Origin of the sequence: Nonomuraea sp. NPDC005650 (assembly GCF_040605375.1) — a bacterium.
GTDB lineage: Bacteria > Actinomycetota > Actinomycetes > Streptosporangiales > Streptosporangiaceae > Nonomuraea.
Window position 1 is genome coordinate 53,244 of record NZ_JBEXCR010000042.1, and the last position, 20,485, is coordinate 73,728.

General features: G+C 68.8%; 19 protein-coding genes. 11 read left to right on the plus strand and 8 right to left on the minus strand.

Annotated features, from left to right (window positions below; all coding sequences use genetic code 11):
- Nucleotides 1–291 (minus strand): 30S ribosomal protein S6, encoded by a 291-nt coding sequence (gene rpsF, locus ABZS69_RS50410; RefSeq protein ID WP_090771086.1) that lies wholly within the window; start codon nucleotides 289–291, stop codon nucleotides 1–3.
- A gap of 189 nt (nucleotides 292–480) precedes the next feature.
- On the opposite strand from rpsF, the gene ABZS69_RS50415 reads away from it, so the two are divergent.
- Nucleotides 481–795, plus strand: coding sequence for a hypothetical protein (locus ABZS69_RS50415; protein WP_355387068.1), 315 nt, complete (start codon nucleotides 481–483; stop codon nucleotides 793–795).
- 66 nt (nucleotides 796–861) lie between these two features.
- Here the strand turns inward: ABZS69_RS50415 and ABZS69_RS50420 are convergent, their stop codons facing one another.
- Complete coding sequence (locus ABZS69_RS50420; protein ID WP_355387071.1) at nucleotides 862–1,041, minus strand: hypothetical protein; 180 nt, start codon at nucleotides 1,039–1,041, stop codon at nucleotides 862–864.
- A 107-nt stretch (nucleotides 1,042–1,148) separates the two neighbouring features.
- Here ABZS69_RS50420 and ABZS69_RS50425 point away from each other — a divergent pair, with 107 nt between their 5' ends.
- Nucleotides 1,149–1,892, plus strand: coding sequence for a deoxyribonuclease IV (locus tag ABZS69_RS50425; RefSeq protein ID WP_355387074.1), 744 nt, complete (start codon nucleotides 1,149–1,151; stop codon nucleotides 1,890–1,892).
- A 63-nt stretch (nucleotides 1,893–1,955) separates the two neighbouring features.
- On the opposite strand, the gene ABZS69_RS50430 is transcribed toward ABZS69_RS50425, so the two are convergent.
- The 4 genes from ABZS69_RS50430 to ABZS69_RS50445 form a co-directional block, all read right to left on the minus strand.
- A complete protein-coding gene (locus ABZS69_RS50430) occupies nucleotides 1,956–3,020 on the minus strand; it encodes a mannosyltransferase family protein (RefSeq protein ID WP_355387077.1) in 1,065 nt (354 codons plus the stop codon).
- Nucleotides 3,017–4,339: a glycosyltransferase 87 family protein gene (locus ABZS69_RS50435; RefSeq protein WP_355387080.1), complete on the minus strand. Its 1,323-nt coding sequence runs from the start codon at nucleotides 4,337–4,339 to the stop codon at nucleotides 3,017–3,019. Before ABZS69_RS50435 ends, ABZS69_RS50430 begins: the two co-directional genes overlap by 4 nt.
- Nucleotides 4,336–6,876, minus strand: a complete 2,541-nt coding sequence (locus ABZS69_RS50440) for a transglycosylase domain-containing protein (protein WP_355387083.1) — start codon at nucleotides 6,874–6,876, stop codon at nucleotides 4,336–4,338. Before ABZS69_RS50440 ends, ABZS69_RS50435 begins: the two co-directional genes overlap by 4 nt.
- A gap of 232 nt (nucleotides 6,877–7,108) precedes the next feature.
- Nucleotides 7,109–7,495: a DUF5318 family protein gene (locus tag ABZS69_RS50445; RefSeq protein ID WP_355387086.1), complete on the minus strand. Its 387-nt coding sequence runs from the start codon at nucleotides 7,493–7,495 to the stop codon at nucleotides 7,109–7,111.
- A gap of 134 nt (nucleotides 7,496–7,629) precedes the next feature.
- Here ABZS69_RS50445 and ABZS69_RS50450 point away from each other — a divergent pair, with 134 nt between their 5' ends.
- Both ABZS69_RS50450 and ABZS69_RS50455 read left to right on the plus strand, forming a co-directional pair.
- Nucleotides 7,630–8,220 (plus strand): PadR family transcriptional regulator, encoded by a 591-nt coding sequence (locus ABZS69_RS50450; protein ID WP_355387089.1) that lies wholly within the window; start codon nucleotides 7,630–7,632, stop codon nucleotides 8,218–8,220.
- Nucleotides 8,221–8,233: 13 nt separating this feature from the next.
- Nucleotides 8,234–9,313: an inositol-3-phosphate synthase gene (locus tag ABZS69_RS50455; protein ID WP_355387092.1), complete on the plus strand. Its 1,080-nt coding sequence runs from the start codon at nucleotides 8,234–8,236 to the stop codon at nucleotides 9,311–9,313.
- Between the two features lie 61 nt (nucleotides 9,314–9,374).
- On the opposite strand, the gene idi is transcribed toward ABZS69_RS50455, so the two are convergent.
- Entirely contained in the window at nucleotides 9,375–9,959 is a 585-nt protein-coding gene (idi, locus tag ABZS69_RS50460) for an isopentenyl-diphosphate Delta-isomerase (protein WP_355387095.1), read from the minus strand.
- Nucleotides 9,960–10,065: 106 nt separating this feature from the next.
- On the opposite strand from idi, the gene ABZS69_RS50465 reads away from it, so the two are divergent.
- Entirely contained in the window at nucleotides 10,066–11,370 is a 1,305-nt protein-coding gene (locus ABZS69_RS50465; protein ID WP_355387098.1) for an MFS transporter, read from the plus strand.
- Here ABZS69_RS50465 and ABZS69_RS50470 read toward each other — a convergent pair.
- Entirely contained in the window at nucleotides 11,321–12,784 is a 1,464-nt protein-coding gene (locus tag ABZS69_RS50470; protein WP_355387101.1) for a CCA tRNA nucleotidyltransferase, read from the minus strand. The two genes, ABZS69_RS50465 and ABZS69_RS50470, sit on opposite strands and share 50 nt — an antisense overlap.
- 89 nt (nucleotides 12,785–12,873) lie before the next feature.
- Here ABZS69_RS50470 and ABZS69_RS50475 point away from each other — a divergent pair, with 89 nt between their 5' ends.
- From ABZS69_RS50475 to ABZS69_RS50500, 6 genes are all read left to right on the plus strand, one after another.
- Nucleotides 12,874–13,401: a YbaK/EbsC family protein gene (locus ABZS69_RS50475; RefSeq protein ID WP_355387104.1), complete on the plus strand. Its 528-nt coding sequence runs from the start codon at nucleotides 12,874–12,876 to the stop codon at nucleotides 13,399–13,401.
- A gap of 50 nt (nucleotides 13,402–13,451) precedes the next feature.
- Nucleotides 13,452–15,581 (plus strand): DUF6049 family protein, encoded by a 2,130-nt coding sequence (locus tag ABZS69_RS50480; protein WP_355387107.1) that lies wholly within the window; start codon nucleotides 13,452–13,454, stop codon nucleotides 15,579–15,581.
- Nucleotides 15,578–17,185: a murein biosynthesis integral membrane protein MurJ gene (gene murJ, locus ABZS69_RS50485; RefSeq protein ID WP_355387110.1), complete on the plus strand. Its 1,608-nt coding sequence runs from the start codon at nucleotides 15,578–15,580 to the stop codon at nucleotides 17,183–17,185. Before ABZS69_RS50480 ends, murJ begins: the two co-directional genes overlap by 4 nt.
- Before the next feature lie 166 nt (nucleotides 17,186–17,351).
- A complete protein-coding gene (locus ABZS69_RS50490) occupies nucleotides 17,352–18,866 on the plus strand; it encodes a protein kinase family protein (RefSeq protein WP_355387113.1) in 1,515 nt (504 codons plus the stop codon).
- Nucleotides 18,867–18,881: 15 nt separating this feature from the next.
- Nucleotides 18,882–19,517, plus strand: a complete 636-nt coding sequence (gene sigM, locus ABZS69_RS50495) for an RNA polymerase sigma factor SigM (RefSeq protein WP_355387116.1) — start codon at nucleotides 18,882–18,884, stop codon at nucleotides 19,515–19,517.
- Complete coding sequence (locus ABZS69_RS50500) at nucleotides 19,507–20,400, plus strand: zf-HC2 domain-containing protein (RefSeq protein ID WP_355387119.1); 894 nt, start codon at nucleotides 19,507–19,509, stop codon at nucleotides 20,398–20,400. The genes sigM and ABZS69_RS50500 overlap by 11 nt, the downstream gene beginning before the upstream one ends.
- Nucleotides 20,401–20,485 lie beyond the last annotated feature (85 nt).

A 20,485-nucleotide genomic window follows, 5' to 3' on the forward strand; every position in this document is an offset into this window, starting at 1 on the left:
TTAGTGCACGTCGGGGCGGATGACCTTGGTACGCAGAATCCCCTCGTTGAGGTTCATCTGCCGGTCGAGCTCCTTGACCGTCGCGGGCTGCGCGGACAGGTCGATGACGGCGTAGATGCCTTCGGACTTCTTGTCGATGTCGTAGGCGAGACGGCGACGGCCCCAGACGTCGACCTTCTCCACGGTGCCGCCGTCGTTGCGGACCACGGTGAGGAACTGGTCGAGGGACGGCGCGACAGTGCGCTCATCGAGCGAAGGGTCCAGGATGACCATTACTTCGTAACGACGCATGCGGACTCCAACCTCCTCTGGACTCTTGCGGTCACGACACTCTGCCGTGACAGGAGGATGCTGACGTCTATCCCCGGGCTCCCATTTCGGCGCCTCGGGGCGATGGCTCAACCATCACAACGCAGCTTGCCCAGGTTACCAGCCGCGAGAAGGTGGGAAGGCCTTTAGGAAACCTAGGGGGTGGTGGCGGTGCCACATGTGCTTCAGCCCTCCGAAAGGGAGCGGTTCAGGCTCACACTCAACAGCGACGGGCGTTCGCACCCTGTGGAGAACGCCCTGGCCGTAGGCGCGATCGTTTGCGGTCTCATTGCCTTCGTCTCGACGTTCTGGGTGGCCGCGCACGCGGTCTCCGCGTGGGCCGGCACGCTGGGTTTCGGCGTCGGGCTGTACTCCCAGTACGTCTCGGCGACCACGCCGCAGCGGGCACTCAACATCGTCGGGATCGTGGGATCGTTCGTGGGCGCCGCGCTCGGCATCGCCCACGGAGGTTTCCTCCCTCACTGACCTCACTGACCCCACCGAGTTGAACGGCCCCGGCGCGCGTCGCCCGGGGCCGCTCCGGCATGTCGCTCACCCGCCGATGTGCAGATCTATCCCGAGCAGGACCAGGAACCAGAGGAACACCGCGAGCAGCGCCTCCGCGAGGTCCTTGAGCAGACCGGGGGTGATGTAGTGGTACACCCAGCCCACGTAGATCCCGACCACGACGTAAATCAATAAGATGAGCGCTCGTAAGCGCCAGTGCGTCATATCGCTTCTCCTCGGTTAGGGGGCGCATGGCGACTTCCCGAGCAGGCGTCCGGCAAACCGATGGTCAAGCGGCTGCGGCCCTCCTCCGCGGCGTAAGCTCGGGAGCTATGGTGCGCATCGGAGCTCATGTCGATCAGGACGATCCCGCCGCCCACGCAGAGGCGGTCGGCGCCGAGGTGGTGCAGTTCTTCCTCGGCGACCCGCAGGGCTACGACAAACCGGTGCTGCCCGCCAAACCGGTCGAGGGCGTCGACATCTACATCCACGCCCCCTACCTGATCAACGTCGCCACCACCAACAACCGCATCAGGATCCCCAGCCGCAAGCTGCTGGAGCAGCACCTCAAGGCGGCCGCCGGCCTCGGCGCCAAGGGCCTGATCGTGCACGGCGGCCACGTCAACAAGAACGACGACCCGCAGACCGGCTTCGACAACTGGCGCAAGGTGTTCGAGCGCATGGAGTCCCCCATCCCCGTGCTGATCGAGAACACCGCGGGCGGCGGCAACGCGATGGCGCGCAAGCTCGATCGCATCGCCCGGCTGTGGGACGCGCTCGACGGGTTCGACGTGGGCTTCTGCCTCGACACCTGCCACGCCCACGCGGGCGGCGAGGAGCTGGTCGACGTGGTCGAGCGGGTCAAGGCCATCACCGGCCGGATCGACCTCGTCCACTGCAACGACTCGCGCGACGACTTCGACTCCGGCGCCGACCGCCACGCCAACCTGGGCAAGGGGAAGATCGACCCCGAGCTGATCCTGGCGGTCTGCCGCGCGGCCGGCGCGCCGATCGTGGTGGAGACGCCCGCCGACGGTCAGGCGGACGACATCGCGTTCCTCCGCAAGAACCTCTAGGAAATACACACAGCCTGTGGATAACTTCCCTGGATTACCGAGACGGAGAAGTGGGTATAGGCATCAGCCCGCCCACGCGCCACTCAGGAAACGTTCCGCGTTGAGCAGCATGAGCGGCCCGCAGATCAGGGCGTAGACGACCATCACCCACGGCCTCCTGGTCGCGACCTTCGCGACCAGGATCCACAGGGGGAACCACAGCAGCAGCGAGCGCGGGATCGACAGGTAGTACGCCGAGGTCATCAGCGCCGCCGCCTGCAGCCCCGTGTAGACGAGCTCGCCCCACCGGCGCAGCACGAGCAGCCAGATCAGCACCGCGAACGCCACGACCGCCCCGGCGATCTCCATCCGGAAGGCCACCGCGAAGTCGTCGGTGCCCATGGCCGAGCGCCAGGTCGTCTTCCAGGCCTCCCACGGCCAGGCGAAGTCCCGCCCCCACCCGGCCTCCTGCGCGTGCTTCCACGCCAGCCAGTCGCCCGACCTGCCGTGCTGGAAGTACGAGTACGCCACCAGCGGCACGAACGGCACGACCAGCCACCCGGCCTGCCGAACGGGCCCCCGCCGGGTCACGAACTCCACGACGAGCGCGATCGCGAGAAAGAGCCCCGTGATCCGCACGCACGAGGCGCCCGCGGCGAGCGAGGCCGCTAAGGACCATTGCCCCTGCCTGGCGGCCAGCCACGCCGGGATCGCGAAGGCCAGGAAGAGGGACTCGCTGTAGCCCGCCGACAGGAACACCGCCATCGGGAAGAGCAACAGCGCCAGCACCGCCATCCAGCCGGAGGCGCCTTCCAGCTCGGCCAGCCGGGCCAATGCCACCACGGCCACCGCCCCGGCGGCGAGCGAGATCAGCAGCCCGGCCGCCGCCCAGTCCGGCACGACCAGGTGCACCACCCGCAACAGCATCGGGAACCCGGGGAAGAACGCGGGCAGCCCGTCGTCCACAGGCTTGCCGGGCTCGCCGTCGTAGCCGTACTGGGCGATGGTGATGAAGAGCCCGGCGTCCCACTTGCGCCACTTGTCGGCGTACGCGCCGAGAGCCGTCCCCAGCAGGGTCACCACGAGCAGCCCGGCCCGCGAGCCGAACCAGAGCAGCAGCGCGTCCCGGGCGGCCGAGCGGGTGATCATCGCACGGCTGGCGTCAGCGCGAACCTGTCGGGAGCGTCGTCGAACACGCCGCCGCCCTGGTCGTCGATGTCGGCCTGGCGCACCACGTCCTTGTCGGGACGGAGGATGTCACGCACGACGAACGCCATCATGATCCCGATCGTGATGACCCGCCCCCAGACGGCGGTGAAGTACGTGTCGTCACCGATGCCCAGGTCGTTCCTGCTGAACGGCGGCTGGGCGACCAGGTAGAGCCAGATCGCGATGAAGTACCAGATCTCGGCGAGCTGCCACAGCACCAGCGGCTTCCAGTTGGGCCTGGCCAGCACGGCGAACGGCACCAGCCAGAGCACGAACTGCGGCGACCACACCTTGTTCGTCATCATGAACGCGGCCAGCGCCAGGAAGCAGATCTGCGCCAGCCTGGGCCGGCGCGGGGCGGCCAGCGTGAGCACGGCGATGCCCAGGCACATGATGGCCAGGGCCGCCATGCCCAGCTTGCTGACGTCGCCCTCACCGAGGATGGGCCAGCCCTTGTTCTGGAAGAACAGCCAGGGCGAGCCCCAGTCGACCCCGCGCTCCTGGGAGAAGACGTAGAACCTGCGCCATCCCTCCCACGCGAAGATCATGAACGGCCCGTTGACCACGATCCAGGCGGCGGCCGTGGAGCCCAGCGTGACCAGGAACGGCCGCCATCGCCCGCTGCGCCAGGTGAGCAGGAACAGCGCGCCCAGGAACATCAGCGGGTAGAACTTGGTCGCGATGGCCAGCCCCAGCAGCACCCCGGCCAGCACCTGCCGGCCCCGCGCCCAGGCCAGCAGCATGCCCATCGACAGCGCGCCGGCGACCAGGTCCCAGTTGATGTAGGCGGCCAGCACGACGGCGGGCGAGATGGCGTACCAGAGCGCGTCCCACCGCCGCGTGGGCCCGGCCACCGCGGCCATCAGCAGGACGCCGACGACCAGGCTGATGCCGAGCAGGATGACCGTCAGGTCATAGAACCTGACGGCCTGCGCGCCCGTGTCGGCGCCCACCGCCCTGGCCAACCAGCTGATCACCTGCATGACCTCGCCCAGCACGACCGGGTACTCGACCTGCTTGTCGAACGGCACGTGGGCGAAGTAGGGGTTCTGGCTGGACAGGGCCCTGTCGAAGTACAGGGGGTAGATGTCGGTGTAGCAGAAGTTCGTGTACGTCGTGACCTGGTCGTTCCAGCCGCCGGTGCGGCAGGGCAGGCGCACGATGTACGCGAGGGTGGCCCCCAGGGCCGCGATCAGCCCCAGGGGAAGGTACGGGACGGCACGCGCCAGGAAAGGGGCGCGCACCTCCGTGCTCGTCACCGGTCCTCAGGCCTTGCCAGTGGTGACCAGCCCGAAGGTCTCGGGTCGGGCGCCCGGCCGCCGCCGATCCCATCACCGTCGGCGGTCTGCGGGAACCCGTTGTCACCGCCGTCGTTGTTGCCCGGATCGCCGTTGCCGGGCTCGTCGATCGTGGGGTTGTCGTCGGGGGTGGCGTTGCCGTCACACGGGCCGACGAGGCAGTCCTGGTTGTCCCCGGTGTCGAACGGGTTGTCCCCGCTGTCGAAGGGGTTGTCGGGGGTCTTCGACACCGTGGGCGTCGGGCTCGGCACGATGTTCTCGGCCAGACCGACCTCGGCCCTCTTCGGGAACTGCTCGATCGGCAGGCCCTCGTGGGCGAGCGTCATGAACTTCTGCCAGGTGAGCGTGGGCGGACCGGCACCCTCGAAGCCCAGGGAGACCTCGTAGGGCCTCGTGTAGGGGTTTTTGCTGCTGTACTTCGTGCTCGGCTTGCCGCCGGGAGTCTCGGGGCAGTTGGAGTGGATGGGCTGGACGACCTTGCCCCCCGTCGGCTTCGTCCGGCACTCCTCGCGGTAGAACCCGACCGCGGCGGAGATCTGCGGCGTGTAGCCGACGAACCAGGCTTCCTTCTCGTCGTTGTTCGTGCCGGTCTTGCCGGCGGCCGGCCGGCTGCCCAGGCCCTTGCCCGCCGCGGTGCCGCTGCGCAGCACCTGCTCCATGGCCACCGTGGCGTCGGCGGCGACACCGGGGTCGACGACCTTCTTGACGGCCCGCTGCTCGCCGTAGACGACCTGCTTGCCCAGCTTGACTTCCTGCACCACGTGGTACTTGGTGTACTTGCCCTCGTTGGCGAAGATCGAGTAGCCGGCGGCCTGCTCGACCGGGGTCACCAGGGCGCTGCCGATGGCGAACTGGTAGCTGTGATCCCTGACGTCGTCTTCCATGCGCTGCTCGTTGAAGCCGGCCGACTCGACCAGGTTCTTCACGTCTTTGAGCTGGCCCGGCAGCTTGTACGCCATCGACACGTACGCCGTGTTGACCGACTGGGCGGTGGCCTTGACCACATCGACGGCCCTGCCGACGTTGTGGCTGTTCTTGAAGCCGCCCGCGGCCTGGCCGGGAAGCTCCTTCGGCACCGTCTCGTTGCCCGGCACGAAGCTCTTGAGCGAGTAGCCGGCCTGCAGCCAGGCCGCCAGCACGTACGGCTTGAACGCGGACGCGGCCTGCTTCTTGGCGTCGAACGGCTCGTTGAACGGGTCGGTGATGTAGTCGGTGCCGCCGTAGAACGCCAGGATGCGGCCGTTCTTCGGGTTAACGGCGGCCAGCCCCGCGTGGTACTCCTTGCTCATGCTGGCGGTCGTGGACTTCACCGCGGTCTGCGCGGCCAGCATCAGCTTCTTGTCGAAGGTGGAGGTGATGTGGTAGCCGCCGCTCCTGACCGCGTCAGGGGTGAGGCCGCGCTGCTTCAGCTCCTCCAGGACCTGCACGACCATGTAGCCCTTGATGCCGCCGAGCTCGTTGGCGTTGTCGTTCTTGCGGAGCTTGGGGAACTTCGCGGTCTGCGGGAGCTGGCCGTACTTGTCGGGCCACTGCTTCGCCATGTAGTCGATGACGGTCTTCCAGCGCGCCTTGAGCGCGGGGGCGTCGGATTCCCAGGCGGGCTGCTGGATGCGAGCGGCGAGGTAGGCGCCCTGCTCGGGCGTCAGCTTGGCGGCGGTGGCCCTGTCGCCGAAGTAGGCCTTCGCCGCGGCCTCGACGCCGTAGGCGCGGCCGAAGGGAATGGTGTTGAGGTAGTTCTCGAGGATCTGGTCCTTGGTCAGGGTCTCGTCGAGCTTGACCGCGACGAAGATCTCCATGACCTTACGCTTGATCGACACTTCCTGGCTGAGGCCGTCGTAGTAGTTACGGGCCATCTGCTGGGTGATCGTCGAGGCGCCCTGTCGCTGCTGGCCGGTCGCCGTCTTGAAGACCGCGCGGAACATGCCGGGGATCGAGATGCCGGAGTCCTCGTAGAACGTGTCGTTCTCGATGGCCACCGCGGCGTCCCTGACGCTCTGGGACATCTTCGAGATCGGGACGATCTCGCGCTTCGTGCCGAGCTGGGCGATCTCGGTCTTGCCGTCCCGGTAGTAGATGGTGCTCTGCTGCGCGAGCGCGTCGGCCTTGGCCTGGTCGGCGGTCGGCACCGGCGTGTTGGCGTACGCGACCATGATCATGCCGAAGAGGCCGGCCGCGAGCACCACGAACCCGGCCACGAGGATCTTCCAGCTCGGCACGAACCTGCGCCAGCCGCCCTTGCCGTCGCCGTCGCCGCCCTTCTTGGTCGGCGGCCCGGGAGGTTCGGGCGGCCCGCCCTCACTCCTCCTGCGCGAGCGCCGCGGCGAGTCGCTGACGATCGTCTCCTGGTTGCCCATCGCCCGCTCCTGCCGGGCGCGCGTGCGCGACCCCGGCCGGTCACCCTGCGTAGGCGGACCGTCGCCGCGCATGGGAGGACCGTCGCCGCGCCGAGGAGGGGTGTCGGCGCGTCCGGGCGAGTCGTCGTACGGCTGTGCGGCCATGGCACCGGTCTGCTCGTAAGCGGCTTCCGGACGACGCGACGGCTGCGCCGAACCCCAGCTCTGCTCGCCGGTTTGCGGAGGAGAACCCTGGGGCACAGAACGGGATGAGCTGGAACGACGGCGCCTTCCAGGGCGAGCCGTCCCCTCATTCATGCTGTTACTCACACGTCCTCGCATCGTCGTCGGAAACATAACGGCGGGTGGGCGTGAGGTTTCTCGCCGCCCTCGGTCTTCACGCTTGGCTGACGAGGTCAGGTGGTCCGTTACCGAGGACATACGAAACCGTCAGGTGGTTCCAGGAACAACCTTGGCAGACCTCGACAACGTACACGCGGAACTCATCGTAATCATGAGCCATTGCGGCGAGTTCCGATGCGACCTTTGCCTGTCCGGCATGCCTACCGAGCGAATCGCCGTAGACGTAGGTCACATTGGTGACGTTCTCCCTTTCGCATACCGGGCAGGGACGTTCGGTCGGCTCGCCGAAGTGGCGCGCCGCGCGAAGGAGGTAGGGCTGTGCGTCGCATACGTCGCCACGCGAGGTGCGCCCCATGCGGAGGGAGCGGACCACCGCCCGTTTCGCCAGGCCGTAATCCACCACCCTTCGCTGTGACCACATGAGCGCCAGACTACGGCGTTTTGCGGCTGCATCCCAACGTCTTGGCAGATTCACAGATTGCCGCCATATAGCGACCCGACGTATCCTGGGGATGTATCGGCTCGATACATTGACGCGAGAGGGGGCAGGTTCCGATGACCGGCGGACAGGGCAGGGTCTTGGAACTGGCCGTGCTCGGGTCGCTGCACGAGACGCCACTACACGGCTATGAGCTGCGCAAACGGCTCAACGCCCTGCTGGGGATGTTCCGCGCGTTCTCCTACGGGTCGCTGTATCCCTGTCTGCGATCGCTGCTGGCTCAGGGCCTCATCGCGGAGGAGCAGCCCGCTCCCGCCACGATCGTCGGCGGCAGATCGAAGATCGTTTACAAGCTGACGGCCGAGGGCAAGGAACGGCTACAGGACATGCTGACGCAGGCCGGCCCCTCCGCTTGGGAGGACGAGAGCTTCGGTGTGCATTTCGCGTTCTTTCGCCACACCGAGGCGGAAGTGCGGCTGCGCATTCTCGAAGGCCGCCGCAGCCGGCTGGAGGAGCGGCTCGACGCGGTGCGCACGGCTCTGGCGCGCACCAGGGAGCGCCTCGACAGTTACACACTCGAGCTGCAGCGGCATGGGCTCGAGTCGGTCGAGCGCGAGGTGCGCTGGCTGAACGAGCTGATCGCGACAGAGCGTCGGGCCTCGTCGGATGACGGGCCCGCAAGAGATACCACGTCAACTGATGAGTAAGGGAGCGAATGCGATGGGTTCGGTTCGCGTGGCCATTGTCGGTGTCGGAAACTGCGCGTCGTCGCTGGTCCAGGGCGTCCACTATTACAAGGACGCCGACCCGGACAGCCGGGTCCCGGGCCTCATGCACGTGAAGTTCGGCGAATATCACGTCGGTGACGTCGAGTTCGTCGCCGCGTTCGACGTGGATGCCAAGAAGGTCGGCCGCGACCTGTCTGAGGCGATCGTCGCCAGCGAGAACAACACGATCAAGATCTGTGACGTGCCGCCCTCGGGGGTGACCGTCCAGCGCGGCCACACCTTCGACGGGCTGGGCGAGTACTACCGGGAGGTCATCGAGGAGTCCGACGAGACTCCCGTCGACGTGGTCCAAGTGCTCCGCGACAACCAGGTCGACGTCCTGGTCTCCTACCTGCCGGTGGGCTCGGAGGACGCGGACCGCTTCTACGCGCAGTGCGCCATCGACGCCGGTGTGGCGTTCGTGAACGCGCTGCCGGTCTTCATCGCCTCCGACCCGGTGTGGGCGGAGAAGTTCACCGAGGCCGGGGTGCCGATCGTCGGCGACGACATCAAGTCGCAGGTCGGCGCCACCATCACGCACCGCGTGCTGGCCAAGCTGTTCGAGGACCGCGGGGTGGAGCTGCTGCGCACGTACCAGCTCAACGTCGGCGGCAACATGGACTTCATGAACATGCTGGAGCGCAAGCGGCTCCAGTCCAAGAAGATCTCGAAGACGCAGTCGGTCACCTCGCAGATCCCGCACGAGATGGGCAAGGCCGACGTGCACATCGGTCCGTCGGACCACGTGCCGTGGCTGGACGACCGCAAGCTGGCCTTCGTGCGGCTCGAAGGCCGTTCGTTCGGTGACACTCCGCTCAACCTCGAGTACAAGCTCGAGGTTTGGGACTCGCCGAACTCGGCGGGCATCATCATCGACGCGGTCCGGGCCGCCAAGATCGCCCTCGACCGCGGGGTCGGGGGGCCGATCCTGTCGGCGTCCTCGTACTTCATGAAGTCGCCGCCGAAGCAGTTCTCGGACGACGAGGCTCGGGAGTACGTCGAGAAGTTCATCCGGGGTGAGGTCGAGCGCTGACCCCCTGACCGGCGCCGCGCCCGATTCCCGGGTGCGGCGCCGTGTCGTCTGCAGGCGCCGGCTACGGGCGGGCCGCCGGGGGCAGCTCGGCCGGCGAGGCGGGGTGCCAGGCCAGCGGGTCGGCGCCGAGGTCGGCCAGCAGCGGCACCTGCTCCTTGCACCAGGGCGAGACGGCCAGCAGCCCGTTGCGCACGCCCTCGGCGAACTCCTTCCACGGCATCCACATCGTCTCCCCCACCTCCTCGGGGTTGGGGGCGACGGGCGAGGTCGCGGTGACGCGGTAGACGGGGCACAGCTCGTGCTCGACGATCCCGTTGGCCATGACGGCGCGGTAGGAGAAGGCCGGCAGCATGAGGTCGACACGGTCCACCGTGAGCCCCAGCTCGTAGGAGAGGCGGCGCTCGACCGCCCGGTCCACCGGCTCGCCCGGCAGCGGGTGACCGCAGCAGCTGTTGGTCCAGACCCCCGGCCACGTGAGCTTGCTGTCGGCTCTTCTGGTGAGCAGCACGCGGCCTTCGTGATCGAAGGCATAGCTGGAGAACGCCAGGTGAAGGGGGGTCTCGCGACCGTGCACCACCTGCTTGGGCGCGGTGCCGAGTGCCTGGCCGTCGCGGTCGACCAGCACAACGTGTTCCTCAGTCGTCACGCTATGAAGCGTACGAGACCGGCCGGCCGTTCGGAACCCGTTGCCCACCAGCCGTTGCGCGCCTCTCGCGCATCCTAGGCGACAGGCGGAGGGCTAGGCTGGCCGCGTGTCATTTGTGGCCGACCTACGCGTGGTCCTCCGGGGCGATAATTTCCGGCGGTTGTTCGCCACCCGGCTGATCTCCCAGTTCTCCGACGGGATCTTCCAGTTCGGGGTGGCCGGGTTCGCCTTCTTCAGCCCCGAGAGCCAGACGACGGCGCTCGCGGTGGCGGCCGGGCTGGCCGTGCTGCTGCTGCCGTACAGCGTGCTCGGGCCCTTCGTGGGCGTGTTCATCGACCGCTGGTCACGGCGGCAGATCCTGGTGGTCGCGCCGATCGTGCGCGGCGGGCTCCTGCTGGTAGCGGCGGCGCTGGTCGCCGCCGACGTGCCGGACCCGGTGTTCTACACGGCGGCGCTGGCCGTGCTGGGCGTCAACAGATTCTTCCTGGCCGCGCTCGGCGCCTCGCTGCCGCACGTGGTGCCGCCCGACCGGCTGATGGCCGCCAACGCGGTCGTCCCCACGTCGGGCACCGTGGTCACGTTCGTGGGCGTGGGGCTCGGTTATCTGCTGCGCAAGGTGTTCGGCGCCGAGGACTCCGGCGTGGCGCTGCTCCTGGTCGTCTCGGGCGTGGTGTTCGGCCTGAGCGCGCTGGTCGCGCGGACGATGGACCGCCGCCTGCTCGGGCCGGAGTCCGACCCGAGCCGGCCCCAGGCGCGCGAGGCCCTGCGCAACGTGGTCGGCGGCCTCGCGGACGGCGCCAGGCACCTGGTCTCGCACCGCGTCGCGGCCTCCACCATGGGCGCGATGGCCGCCCACCGCTTCTTCTACGGCATAGCCACCGCGCTCGGCATCATCCTCTACCGCTACTACTTCTACAACGGCGACGCCGACGCCGCGCTGGGCGGAGTCAGCCTGGTCGTGGCGGCCTCCGGGGTCGGCTACGCCATCGCCGTGGTCATCACCCCGTACGCCACCGAGCGGTTCACGATCCAGCGCTGGGTGCCGATCGCGCTGACCTCGGCCGGGGTCCTGACGGCGGCGCTGGTGCTGCCGTTCCAGGAGTGGGGGCTGCCGGTGGCCGGGTTCGTGCTGGGCGTGGCCGGGCAGAGCGTCAAGATCTGCGCGGACACCACGGTCCAGCGCGACGTGGAGGACATCTACCTGGGCCGGGCGTTCTCGATCTACGACATGCTCTTCAACGGCATGTACGTCCTGGCCGCGGCCCTGTCGGCGGCCATCCTGCCCGCCGACGGCAAGTCCTACACGGCCGTCGTGATCGCCGCGGTCGGCTATCCCCTCGCCGCGCTCGCGTACCGGATGCTCACACGTCCACGTCGTTCGACCGAGCCCACTCCGTCAACGCCTCGGTAGCCGCGTCCTTGCCGATCATGCCCTTGTCGAGCCTGAGGTCGAGCAGGAACTTGTACGCCCGCCCCACCACCGGCCCGGGCCCGATGCCCAGGACCCGCTGGATCTCGTTGCCGTCGAGCTCGGGGCGGATCTTGGACAGCTCCTCCTCCTCGGCGAGCCGGGCGATGCGCTCCTCAAGCTGGTCGTAGGTCCGCGACAGCGCCGCGGCCTTGCGCTTGTTGCGCGTGGTGCAGTCGGCCCTGGTCAGCTTGTGCAGCCGGTCCAGCAGGTGGCCGGCGTCGCGCACGTAGCGGCGCACGGCGCTGTCGGTCCACTCCCCCGTGCCGTAGCCGTGGAAGCGCAGGTGCAGCTCCACCAGCCGGGCGACGTCCGTCACCACGTCCTTGGGGAACTTCAGCTCCGTCATCCGCTTTTTGGTCATCTGCGCGCCGACCATCTCGTGGTGGTGGAACGACACCCGCCCGCCCGACTCGTGGCGGCGCGTCTTCGGCTTGCCGATGTCGTGCATGAGCGCCGCCCAGCGCAGGATCCGGTCGGCCTTGCCGTCCTCCTCCTGCGCGATGGCCTGGTCGAGCACGGTCAGCGTGTGCTCGTAGACGTCCTTGTGGCGGTGGTGCTCGTCGATCTCCAGGCGCAGCTTGGGCAGCTCGGGCAGCACGTGCGCGGACAGCCCGGTCTCGACCAGCAGCCGCAGGCCCTCGCGCGGGTTGCCGCCGCAGACGAGCTTGTCGAGCTCCTCGCGGATGCGCTCGGCCGAGACGATCTCGATGCGCTCGGCCATCGCGGCCATCGCCGCCAGGGCCCCCTCGTCCACCCCGAAGCCGAGCTGCGAGGCGAACCTGGCGGCCCGCAGCATGCGCAGCGGGTCGTCGCCGAAGGACCGCTCGGGCGCGCCGGGCGTGCGCAGCACCTTGGCCTTCAGGTCGTCGAGCCCGCCGTACGGGTCGACGAACTCGTGGCCGGGCAGCCGCACCGCCATCGCGTTGACCGCGAAGTCGCGCCGCTCGAGGTCCTCCTTGAGCGTCTCGCCGTACATGACCTCGGGCTTGCGCGACTTCGGGTCGTACGACTCGCTCCGGTACGTGGTGATCTCGATCAGCCAGCCGCCCTTGCGCAGGCCCACCGTGCCGAAGTCGATGCCGATCGTCCACACGGAGTCGGCCCAGTCACGGACGATCTCCAGCACCCGTTCGGGGCGGGCGTCGGTGGTCAGGTCGAGGTCGTTGCCGATGCGGCCGAGCAGCAGATCGCGTACGGGACCGCCGACGAGGGCCAGCTCGTGGCCCTGCGCGGCGAACAGGCGGCCGAGCTCGTCGGCCACCGGAGCGATCTTGCGGAACAGGTCCGTCATGGCCCGCCGCTGGCTGTCAGTCAGAGTTGAGTCGGACAAGCGGTTCGGTCCTTCTGGGAGCATCCGGAACATATCCCCCGAGCCACACCAGGTCCGGGTTACCGTCGGTCCAAGGACCGTCGGGGGCCAGGGAACGAGGCAAGGAGGACTATATGAAGGACGCCCTCGCGATCCACCGCTGGCTCCTCGCCCACCAGGTCCATCATGAGATCGTACGCCTTCCGCGTCCCATGACATGCGCGGAAGATCTGCCAGAGGCGGTCTCCGCAGCGCCGAGCAGGTGCCTGATGGTCACGGTGCTCGAGGTCGCCACGAGGGTCGGCCGCGAGGTCGTCATCGCGGTCACCACCCCCGTGTCGGCGCCGCCACCGGTGGGAGCCGTCGGCGGAGTGCTGGGGGTACGCCGGGTGCGAACGGCCCCGGCCCACGTGGTCAACTCGGCCACCGACTACGCGAACGGGCTGGTGTGCCCGCTGCTCCTGCCGGAATCGCTGCCCAAGTTCATCGACGACCGGCTGCCGGCCGACTTCCTGGCCGACGACGGGCCGGTCTTCACTCCGACCGGCGAACGGCATACCGTGCTGACTCTCCGCGCACTAGACCTAATGGCACTCCTGCCAGGCAAGATGGTCGACCTCAGGGCGAAAGGAACACGTGAGGCGGTCGCGCGGCGGCACTGAGCCCGTAGCATTGCGGGCGTGCGTCGTCGTACTCCAGCTCGGGCATCCGCGTGATCCGTAAGGCCGCGCTGCTCGCCGCGCTGCTCGCCTTCACCGTGGTGGCGACCGCGCCCGGCGCTGCTGCCACGAAGTCCGCGAAGGCGAGCAGGCAGACCATGGCCGTGTCGATCTCGTCGATTTCGCCTCAGGTGCCGACCGCGCAGACCGATGTGATCAAGTTCACCGGCACGCTCCGCAACGACAGCGGCACGCCGCAGACGGGCCTGCGCGTACGCCTGCGTTACACGCCGCAGAAGTTCGCCGACCGCGTCACCATGGCCACCTTCCAGACCGACCAGAACCCAGCGACGCTGCCGTTTCGCGCCTCGGCCAGCTCGTTCATGGACATCCCTGCGCTGGCCGCCGGCGCCCAGGCGCGATGGGAGTTCACCGCGACGCCCGTTCAGCTCGGCTACCCCTCGTTCGGGGTCTACCCGGTGGCCGTGGAGGTGCTCCAGAACGGCCTGCAGATCATGGCGCCGCAGCGCACGTATCTCACCTACGCGCCGCCCACGGTGCCGAAGCTGCCGCGCAACCGGCTGGCCATCGCCCTGCCCGTCATCGACCAGCCCCGCCGCGGGACCGACCGCGACGCGAAGAGCGGCGCTCCCCTGTTCGTGGACGACAAGCTGAGTCAGTCCATCAACGGCAAGGGCCGCCTGGCCGACATAGCGCGCATCGCGCAGTCCGCGCCCGAGAGCGTCACCTGGTTCGTCGAATCCTCGCTGCTCGACGACCTCGACGCGATGAAGAACAAGTACCGGGTCAAGGTCAAGAAGGACGAGTCGCAGGAGAAGCCCGCCAACGCCGAGGCCGCGACCTGGCTGACGACCATGCGCACCGCGCTGGCCAGTTCTCCCGTGGTCTCGGTCCCGTACGCCGACCCCGACGTGGCCGCGCTCGCCCACCAGGGGCTGGACTCGCAGACCAGCCGGGCGATCGAGCTGGGCAGGCAGAGGGCCGCCGCGCTGCTCCAGCGCGAGGTCAAGACCAACGTCAACTGGCCGCCCGCGGGCATGCTCGACGCCGACGCGCTCGACCTGCTCTCGGTCAGCAAGGACAAGGTCGACACGGTCCTGCTCAACTCCACCAACCTGCCGCCGCAGCCGGCCGTGCCGTTCACGCCCGACGCCGCCTCCACGATCGACTCGGTGAACGGGCCGGTCACCGCGCTGGTCGCGGACGCCGAGCTGAGCAAGCTCTTCGAGCCCGCGGCCCCCACGTCCGTGCTGCTCAGCACGCAGCGGTTCATCGCCGAGACCGCGATGATCACCGGGGAGGCCGGCCAGACCTCGCCCAGGTCCATCGTCATCGCCCCGTCGCGCCGCTGGGACCCCAACCCGACGCTCGTCAACGCGCTGCTGAAGACCGCGAAAAAGCTGCCGTGGCTGCAGCTGACCTCGCTTGAGTCGATCAAGCCGACCAAGCTGTCGGTCCCGCGCGCCGGGCTGACCTACACCGACCAGGACCGCAAGGAAGAGCTGACCGCGAAATACCTCGGCCCGGTCAAGGAGGTCGCGGCGAAGGCGCAGCTCACCTCCCGGATCACGGAGGCGAAGACGCCGTCGAGCTTCGACGCGGCGGTCCTCCGGCTGACCTCCTCGGCCTGGCGCAACAGCACCCGCGCCGGCCGGGCGGTGACCAATCAGGTCAGCGCGGCGGTGACGGACCAGACCGAGAAGATCGAGATCACCGGGTCGGGCCCCAACCGGACGCGCACGCTGGCGGGCAGCAGCGGCGTGGTCCCCATCAGCGTCAAGAACGAGCTGGGCGTGCAGATCGCCCTCTACATCGACGTCACCTCCAACAACCCCGAGTTGTTGCAGGTGAACTTCGCGCAGAAGGAGCCGATGACGATCGGCCCCCGGCAGAGCGGCATGGTCCAGGTGCCGATGAACGCCGCTCCCGGCACGAGCGGCGACGCGACGGTGACCGTGCAGCTCAAGACCTCCGACGGCCAGCCGTACAGCAAGCCGCAGCGGCTGACCATCCGCACCACCGGCTACACCGGGATCGCCTCGGTGATCGTGGGCGCCGCCCTGACCGTGATGCTCGCCGCCGTGGTGATGCGAGTGGTGCGGCGCAGGTCGGAGCGGAAGCTCGCGCACGCGGCCAAGACCCGGGAGAATCAGATCGTATGAGTCGCATGCTTCGGGCCAGCGCCATCATGGCCGCCGGCACGATGGTGTCCAGGGTCACGGGGTTCGTGCGGACCATGGTGCTGGCCTACGCCATCGGCACGAGGGCGCTGGGCGACGCCTACAACGCGGCGTACGCGATCCCGTACAGCATCCTCGACCTGCTGCTGCTCGGCGTGCTGAGCAGCGTCGTGGTGCCGATGATCGTCCGGGCCCAGCAGCACGACGCCGACGGCGGCCGGGCGTACGAGCAGAGGCTGCTCACGATCTCCGGAGTGGCGCTGATCCTGGTCGCGGTGGCGGCGGTGTTCGGCGCGCCGCTGCTGATCGACCTCTACACCGACTGGGCGCCGGGCAGCCCCCAGTTCGAGGTCGCGGTCATGCTGGCCCGCTTCATCCTGCCGCAGCTCGCCTTCTTCGGCGTGGGCGCGGTGGCGGGCGCCATCCTCAACACCCGCGACCGCTACGGCGCGCCCATGTGGGCGCCGGTGGTCAACAACCTGGTCGTCATCTGCGTGTTCCTGGCGTACGCCATGATCGGCGGCGAGCGCGACAACATCGGGCAGATCAGCACCGGCGAGATGGCGCTGCTCGGGCTGGGCACCACGGCGGGCATCGTGGCCCAGGCGGCCATCCTGATGGTGTCGCTCAAGCGGGTCGGGTTCCGGTTCGTGCCCCGCTTCGACGTGCGCAACGCGCGGCTGGGCGAGATGGGCAGGGCGGGCGTCTGGACGATCGGCTACGTGGTCGTCACCCAGCTCGGCTTCATGCTGACCGTCAACCTGGCCAGCGCGGCCGGCAACGTGGTCGAGGGGCACGGCATCAGCCCGTACACGCTGGCGTTCCAGCTCTTCCAGCTCCCGTACGGCGTCATCGGCGTCTCGGTGATCACCGCGATGCTGCCCCGGATGAGCCGGGCCGTCGGCGAGGGGCGCTTCCACGACGTGCGCAGCGAGTTCGGGTCGAGCGTGCGCTTGATCTGCTCGCTGATGGTGCCGGTGTCGCTGCTGCTCATGGTGCTTGGGCCGGCGATCACCGTGCCCATCTACGGCCACGGCGCCAACTCCGTCGCCGACGCCGTCTACATCGGCAACGTGCTGCAGGTCTACGGGCTCGCGCTGGTGCCGTTCGCGCTGTTCCAGCTGTTGCTGCGGGTCTTCTACAGCTTCGGCGACACCCGTACGCCGGTGGTCATCGGCGCCGTCACCACGGCGATCAACGCGGCGCTCATGCTGGTGTTCAACGCGTTGCTGCCGGCCCGGTACCTTGTCATGGGGCTGGCGCTCGCGTACGCCATCGCGTACGCGCTCGGCGCCGTCGGGGCGTGGCTGCTGGCCAGCCGCCGCGTCAGAGGGCTCGGTGGCTGGACGATCGGCATGGCTCTGACCAGGATGTATCTGGCGGCCCTGCCCACCGCTGTGGTGGCGCTTGCGGCGGTTTGGGTAGTCACGGGGCTGTTCGCCGGGCTAGGGTTCGTCAATTCGCTGATCGTGCTCGCGGTCGGCGGGGGCATCGGGTTGCTGCTCTATCTAGGCGTCGCGCACAGAATGCGCATTCCCGAGGTCAATTCCATCGTTGGGATGGTCGCTGGGCGGGTAGGCCGGTAAAGAACGCGGGCCGAATCCACTCGGCACTACCATGGAGCCCGACACGCGCGAATGGAAGCAGGAGGGGCGTGGGCGGATCCACCCGGCATAGCGTGCCTTCGTGGGACACCACCACGCAGGTGAGTCGAGTCATGAACACGCCCGATCGGCCAAGCGGAGTGAACCTGTGAGCACGTCGGCCGTCGAACCCGGCACCCGTCTGGCCGAGCGCTTCCGGCTCGAGGACCGCGTCAGCGAGTCCGATGGAGCCACGCTCTGGAAGGCCATCGATGAGATCCTCGCGCGTCCCGTGGCCGTCCACACCTTCGGGCCCGACTTCCCGCGCGTCCACGAGGTCGTCACGGCCGCCCGCGCCGCGAGCCGGCTGACCGACCCGCGGCTGACGCAGGTGTTCGACGCCGCGGAGGACGACAAGGCCGCCTACGTCGTCAGCGAGTGGGTCACCGGCGAGTCGCTGACCGACCTGCTTTCCTCCGGCCCGCTGGAGCCCGAACGCGCGGCGGGGCTGGTGGCCGAGGCCGCCGAGGCTCTGGCGCACGCCCACGAGGCGCAGCTCTACCACCTGTGCCTGCGCCCCTCCCACCTGGTGTGGACGACGGGCAACACGGTCAAGGTGCTCGGCGTGGCCGTCGACGCGGCCCTGTCCGGGCTCACCACCGACCAGCCGGCGCTCGACGACGCCGAAGGGCTGGGCCGGCTGCTGTACGCCGGGCTGACCGGCCACTGGCCGGGCGACGAGGAAGAGGGCGGCCTGCCCGCCGCCCCCATGACCGACGGCCACTTCTGCACACCCCGCCAGGTGACCGCCGGCGTGCCGAGCTACCTCGACACGGTGACCGTGCGCGCGTGCCTGCCCGAGTCCCGCCGGGGCCAGGGCGCGCTGGTCAGCCCGTCCGACCTGGCCGAGGCGCTGTCCGGCGTGGCCAGACCCATGCCGATCCCGATCGCCTACCCCTCGACCCCCGCGGTGGCCTCCGCCTCCCACACCGAGGGCCTGGACCTCGTCCACCGCCAGCAGCACACCGCCCCGCACGTGCCGCCCCCGCCGCCGCACCGCCCCTCGGGCGGTGGCAGCGGCACGTTCAACCGCGTGCTGATGACGCTGGTCGTGCTGCTCGTCATCGCCGCCGTCGGGGTCGGCGCCTGGACGATCGGCCGCAGCCTGGGCAGCCCGACCAAGCCCGAGGCGTCGGGCTCCAGCCCCAGCACCTCCACGTCGGCCTCGGCCGAGGCCCAGGTCGTCAAGCCGAAGAAGGCCCAGGGCTTCGACCCGCTCGGCGACAAGGACGAGAAGTCCGAGATGGCCGACCTGGCCATCGACGGCAAGCCCAGCACCCTGTGGAAGACCGAGAGCTATACGAGCGCCACCCTGGGAAATCTCAAGGAAGGCGTCGGCCTGCTGCTCGACGTGGGCAAGTCCATGCAGATCAGCGACGTGGTCGCTACGCTGTCGGATGCTCCGGGTGCGACGGTCGAGCTCAAGGTGGGTGACTCGCCCGAGCTTTCCGCGCTGAAGACGGTGGCGACCGAGAAGAACGCCGCAGGTAAGACCACTCTTACCCCTGATCAACCGGCAACCGGTCAGTACGTTTTGATCTGGTTTACTCGCGTTCCGGCGGATGCGGGCAACTTTCATGGCACCATCTATGAAGTAGTGGTGCACTCTCCCGGATCGGCATAACCAGGAATCTCTCTTGTGAACTCCCCACCCGAGACACCCTCAGCAGCGGAGCGGCCGGCGGTAACTGACGCCGAGCTGCTGACCGCGCACATCAACGGGGATCCTCACGCCTTCAGCGAAATCGTCAAACGGCACCGCGACCGCATGTGGGCGGTCGCCCTGCGTACGCTCGGTGACCCCGACGAGGCCGCCGACGCCGTGCAGGACGCCTTCGTCTCCGCATATCGCAAGGCCGCCACGTTTCGTGGCGAGGCGGCCGTCACGACCTGGCTCCACCGGATCGTGGTCAACGCCTGCCTCGACAGGATGCGCCGTAAATCGGTCAGGCCAGTCGCCGACGACGAGCTGATCGAGGCCGCCGAGCGCGAGACCCCCCTGCCCGACCAGACCGTCGAACGCGAAGTCTCCATGGAGGTTTCGGCCGCGTTGAAACTCCTGCCCAATGACCAGCGGGCGGCCCTCGTCCTCGTCGACATGATGGGCTACTCGGTCGAAGACGCAGCTCAGGTGCTCCAAGTGCCGAGCGGCACGGTCAAGAGCCGGTGCGCTCGGGGGCGCGCGAAACTTGCCCCAATTCTTTCGCATCTGCGGAACCGATCGGACCTCAATCGCGTCTCATCCGCGAAGGGAGCAGAACTTCGTGACGGGTGATACGCACTACGATCTGGAAATCCTGGCCGAGCTGGCCGAGGGTCTCCTAGACGTCGACACGGCGCGCCGGGTCCGCGAGCATCTCGCGGTCTGCGACCCATGCGGGGAGCTACTGGCAGACCTGTCGGCGGTTCGCGAGGTGCTCGCGGCGACCCCCACACCGGCCATGCCGATGGGTGTCGCACTGCGCATCGACAAGGCCTTGGCCGCCGAGGCGGAGTTCCGGCGGGGAGGTGTCGGCCTCGCGGAGACGCCCGACTGGGACGAGCTCATGCGGGACGCCCCGTGGGAGCGACCGGTGGAGGTGGCCGCTGAAGCGGCCCCGGAGCCGGTCCGACTAGGGGTCGTCTCCGACGACGGCACGATCGTCCCGGCCAAGCGCTCTCGCAGACGCCGATGGGCGATGCCGGCGATCGCGGCCGCGGCGGCAGTCGCCGTGGTGGGCACGGCGGTGGCCACGACCGGCCTGCTCGCGAGCGGCGGAGGCGGCAGCGTCGTGGGGCGCGACGTGCTGGCCGGCCCCGCTACCGAGACCTCCGCGGTCCCCTCCAGGGTCCCCACGCGGGCCAGGTCCTACGGGCTGACCGACAGCGGCCACAACTACAGTGACCAGGACCTACGCCAGCCGCTCGAAGGCATGTTCGGCTTCCAGCGCATGGTGGGCGGCGGCTCCGACGACGACGGCAAGGTCGACAAGTGCGTGAAGCGGATCTCCAGCCGCTCCAAGCTGCCGACGTACGCGGTCGACCAGGGCCAGTACAACGGCCAGGAGGCCCTCATCGTGGCCTCGTGGAAGGACAAGGCCAGCCAGAGGCTGCGCATCGACATCGTCGACCCGTTCAACTGCAAGAACCTGCGTAAGCCCGCGCTGGGCCGCTGGTAAAGGACATACGCGTCAGAGCCCGCCACGGCGGGCTCTTTCGCTTTGTCCGGGCGTTGTGTTTAGGGCAGGGAATCAGGGCGGCCTA

Coding starts and splice junctions, on each gene's coding strand:
- rpsF (WP_090771086.1), bottom strand. CDS start 291: ATGCGTCGTTACGAAGTAATGGTCATCCTGGACCCTTCGCTCGATGAG.
- ABZS69_RS50420 (WP_355387071.1), bottom strand. CDS start 1,041: ATGACGCACTGGCGCTTACGAGCGCTCATCTTATTGATTTACGTCGTG.
- ABZS69_RS50425 (WP_355387074.1), top strand. CDS start 1,149: ATGGTGCGCATCGGAGCTCATGTCGATCAGGACGATCCCGCCGCCCAC.
- ABZS69_RS50430 (WP_355387077.1), bottom strand. CDS start 3,020: ATGATCACCCGCTCGGCCGCCCGGGACGCGCTGCTGCTCTGGTTCGGC.
- ABZS69_RS50440 (WP_355387083.1), bottom strand. CDS start 6,876: ATGGCCGCACAGCCGTACGACGACTCGCCCGGACGCGCCGACACCCCT.
- ABZS69_RS50445 (WP_355387086.1), bottom strand. CDS start 7,495: ATGTGGTCACAGCGAAGGGTGGTGGATTACGGCCTGGCGAAACGGGCG.
- ABZS69_RS50450 (WP_355387089.1), top strand. CDS start 7,630: ATGACCGGCGGACAGGGCAGGGTCTTGGAACTGGCCGTGCTCGGGTCG.
- ABZS69_RS50455 (WP_355387092.1), top strand. CDS start 8,234: ATGGGTTCGGTTCGCGTGGCCATTGTCGGTGTCGGAAACTGCGCGTCG.
- ABZS69_RS50470 (WP_355387101.1), bottom strand. CDS start 12,784: ATGCTCCCAGAAGGACCGAACCGCTTGTCCGACTCAACTCTGACTGAC.
- ABZS69_RS50475 (WP_355387104.1), top strand. CDS start 12,874: ATGAAGGACGCCCTCGCGATCCACCGCTGGCTCCTCGCCCACCAGGTC.
- murJ (WP_355387110.1), top strand. CDS start 15,578: ATGAGTCGCATGCTTCGGGCCAGCGCCATCATGGCCGCCGGCACGATG.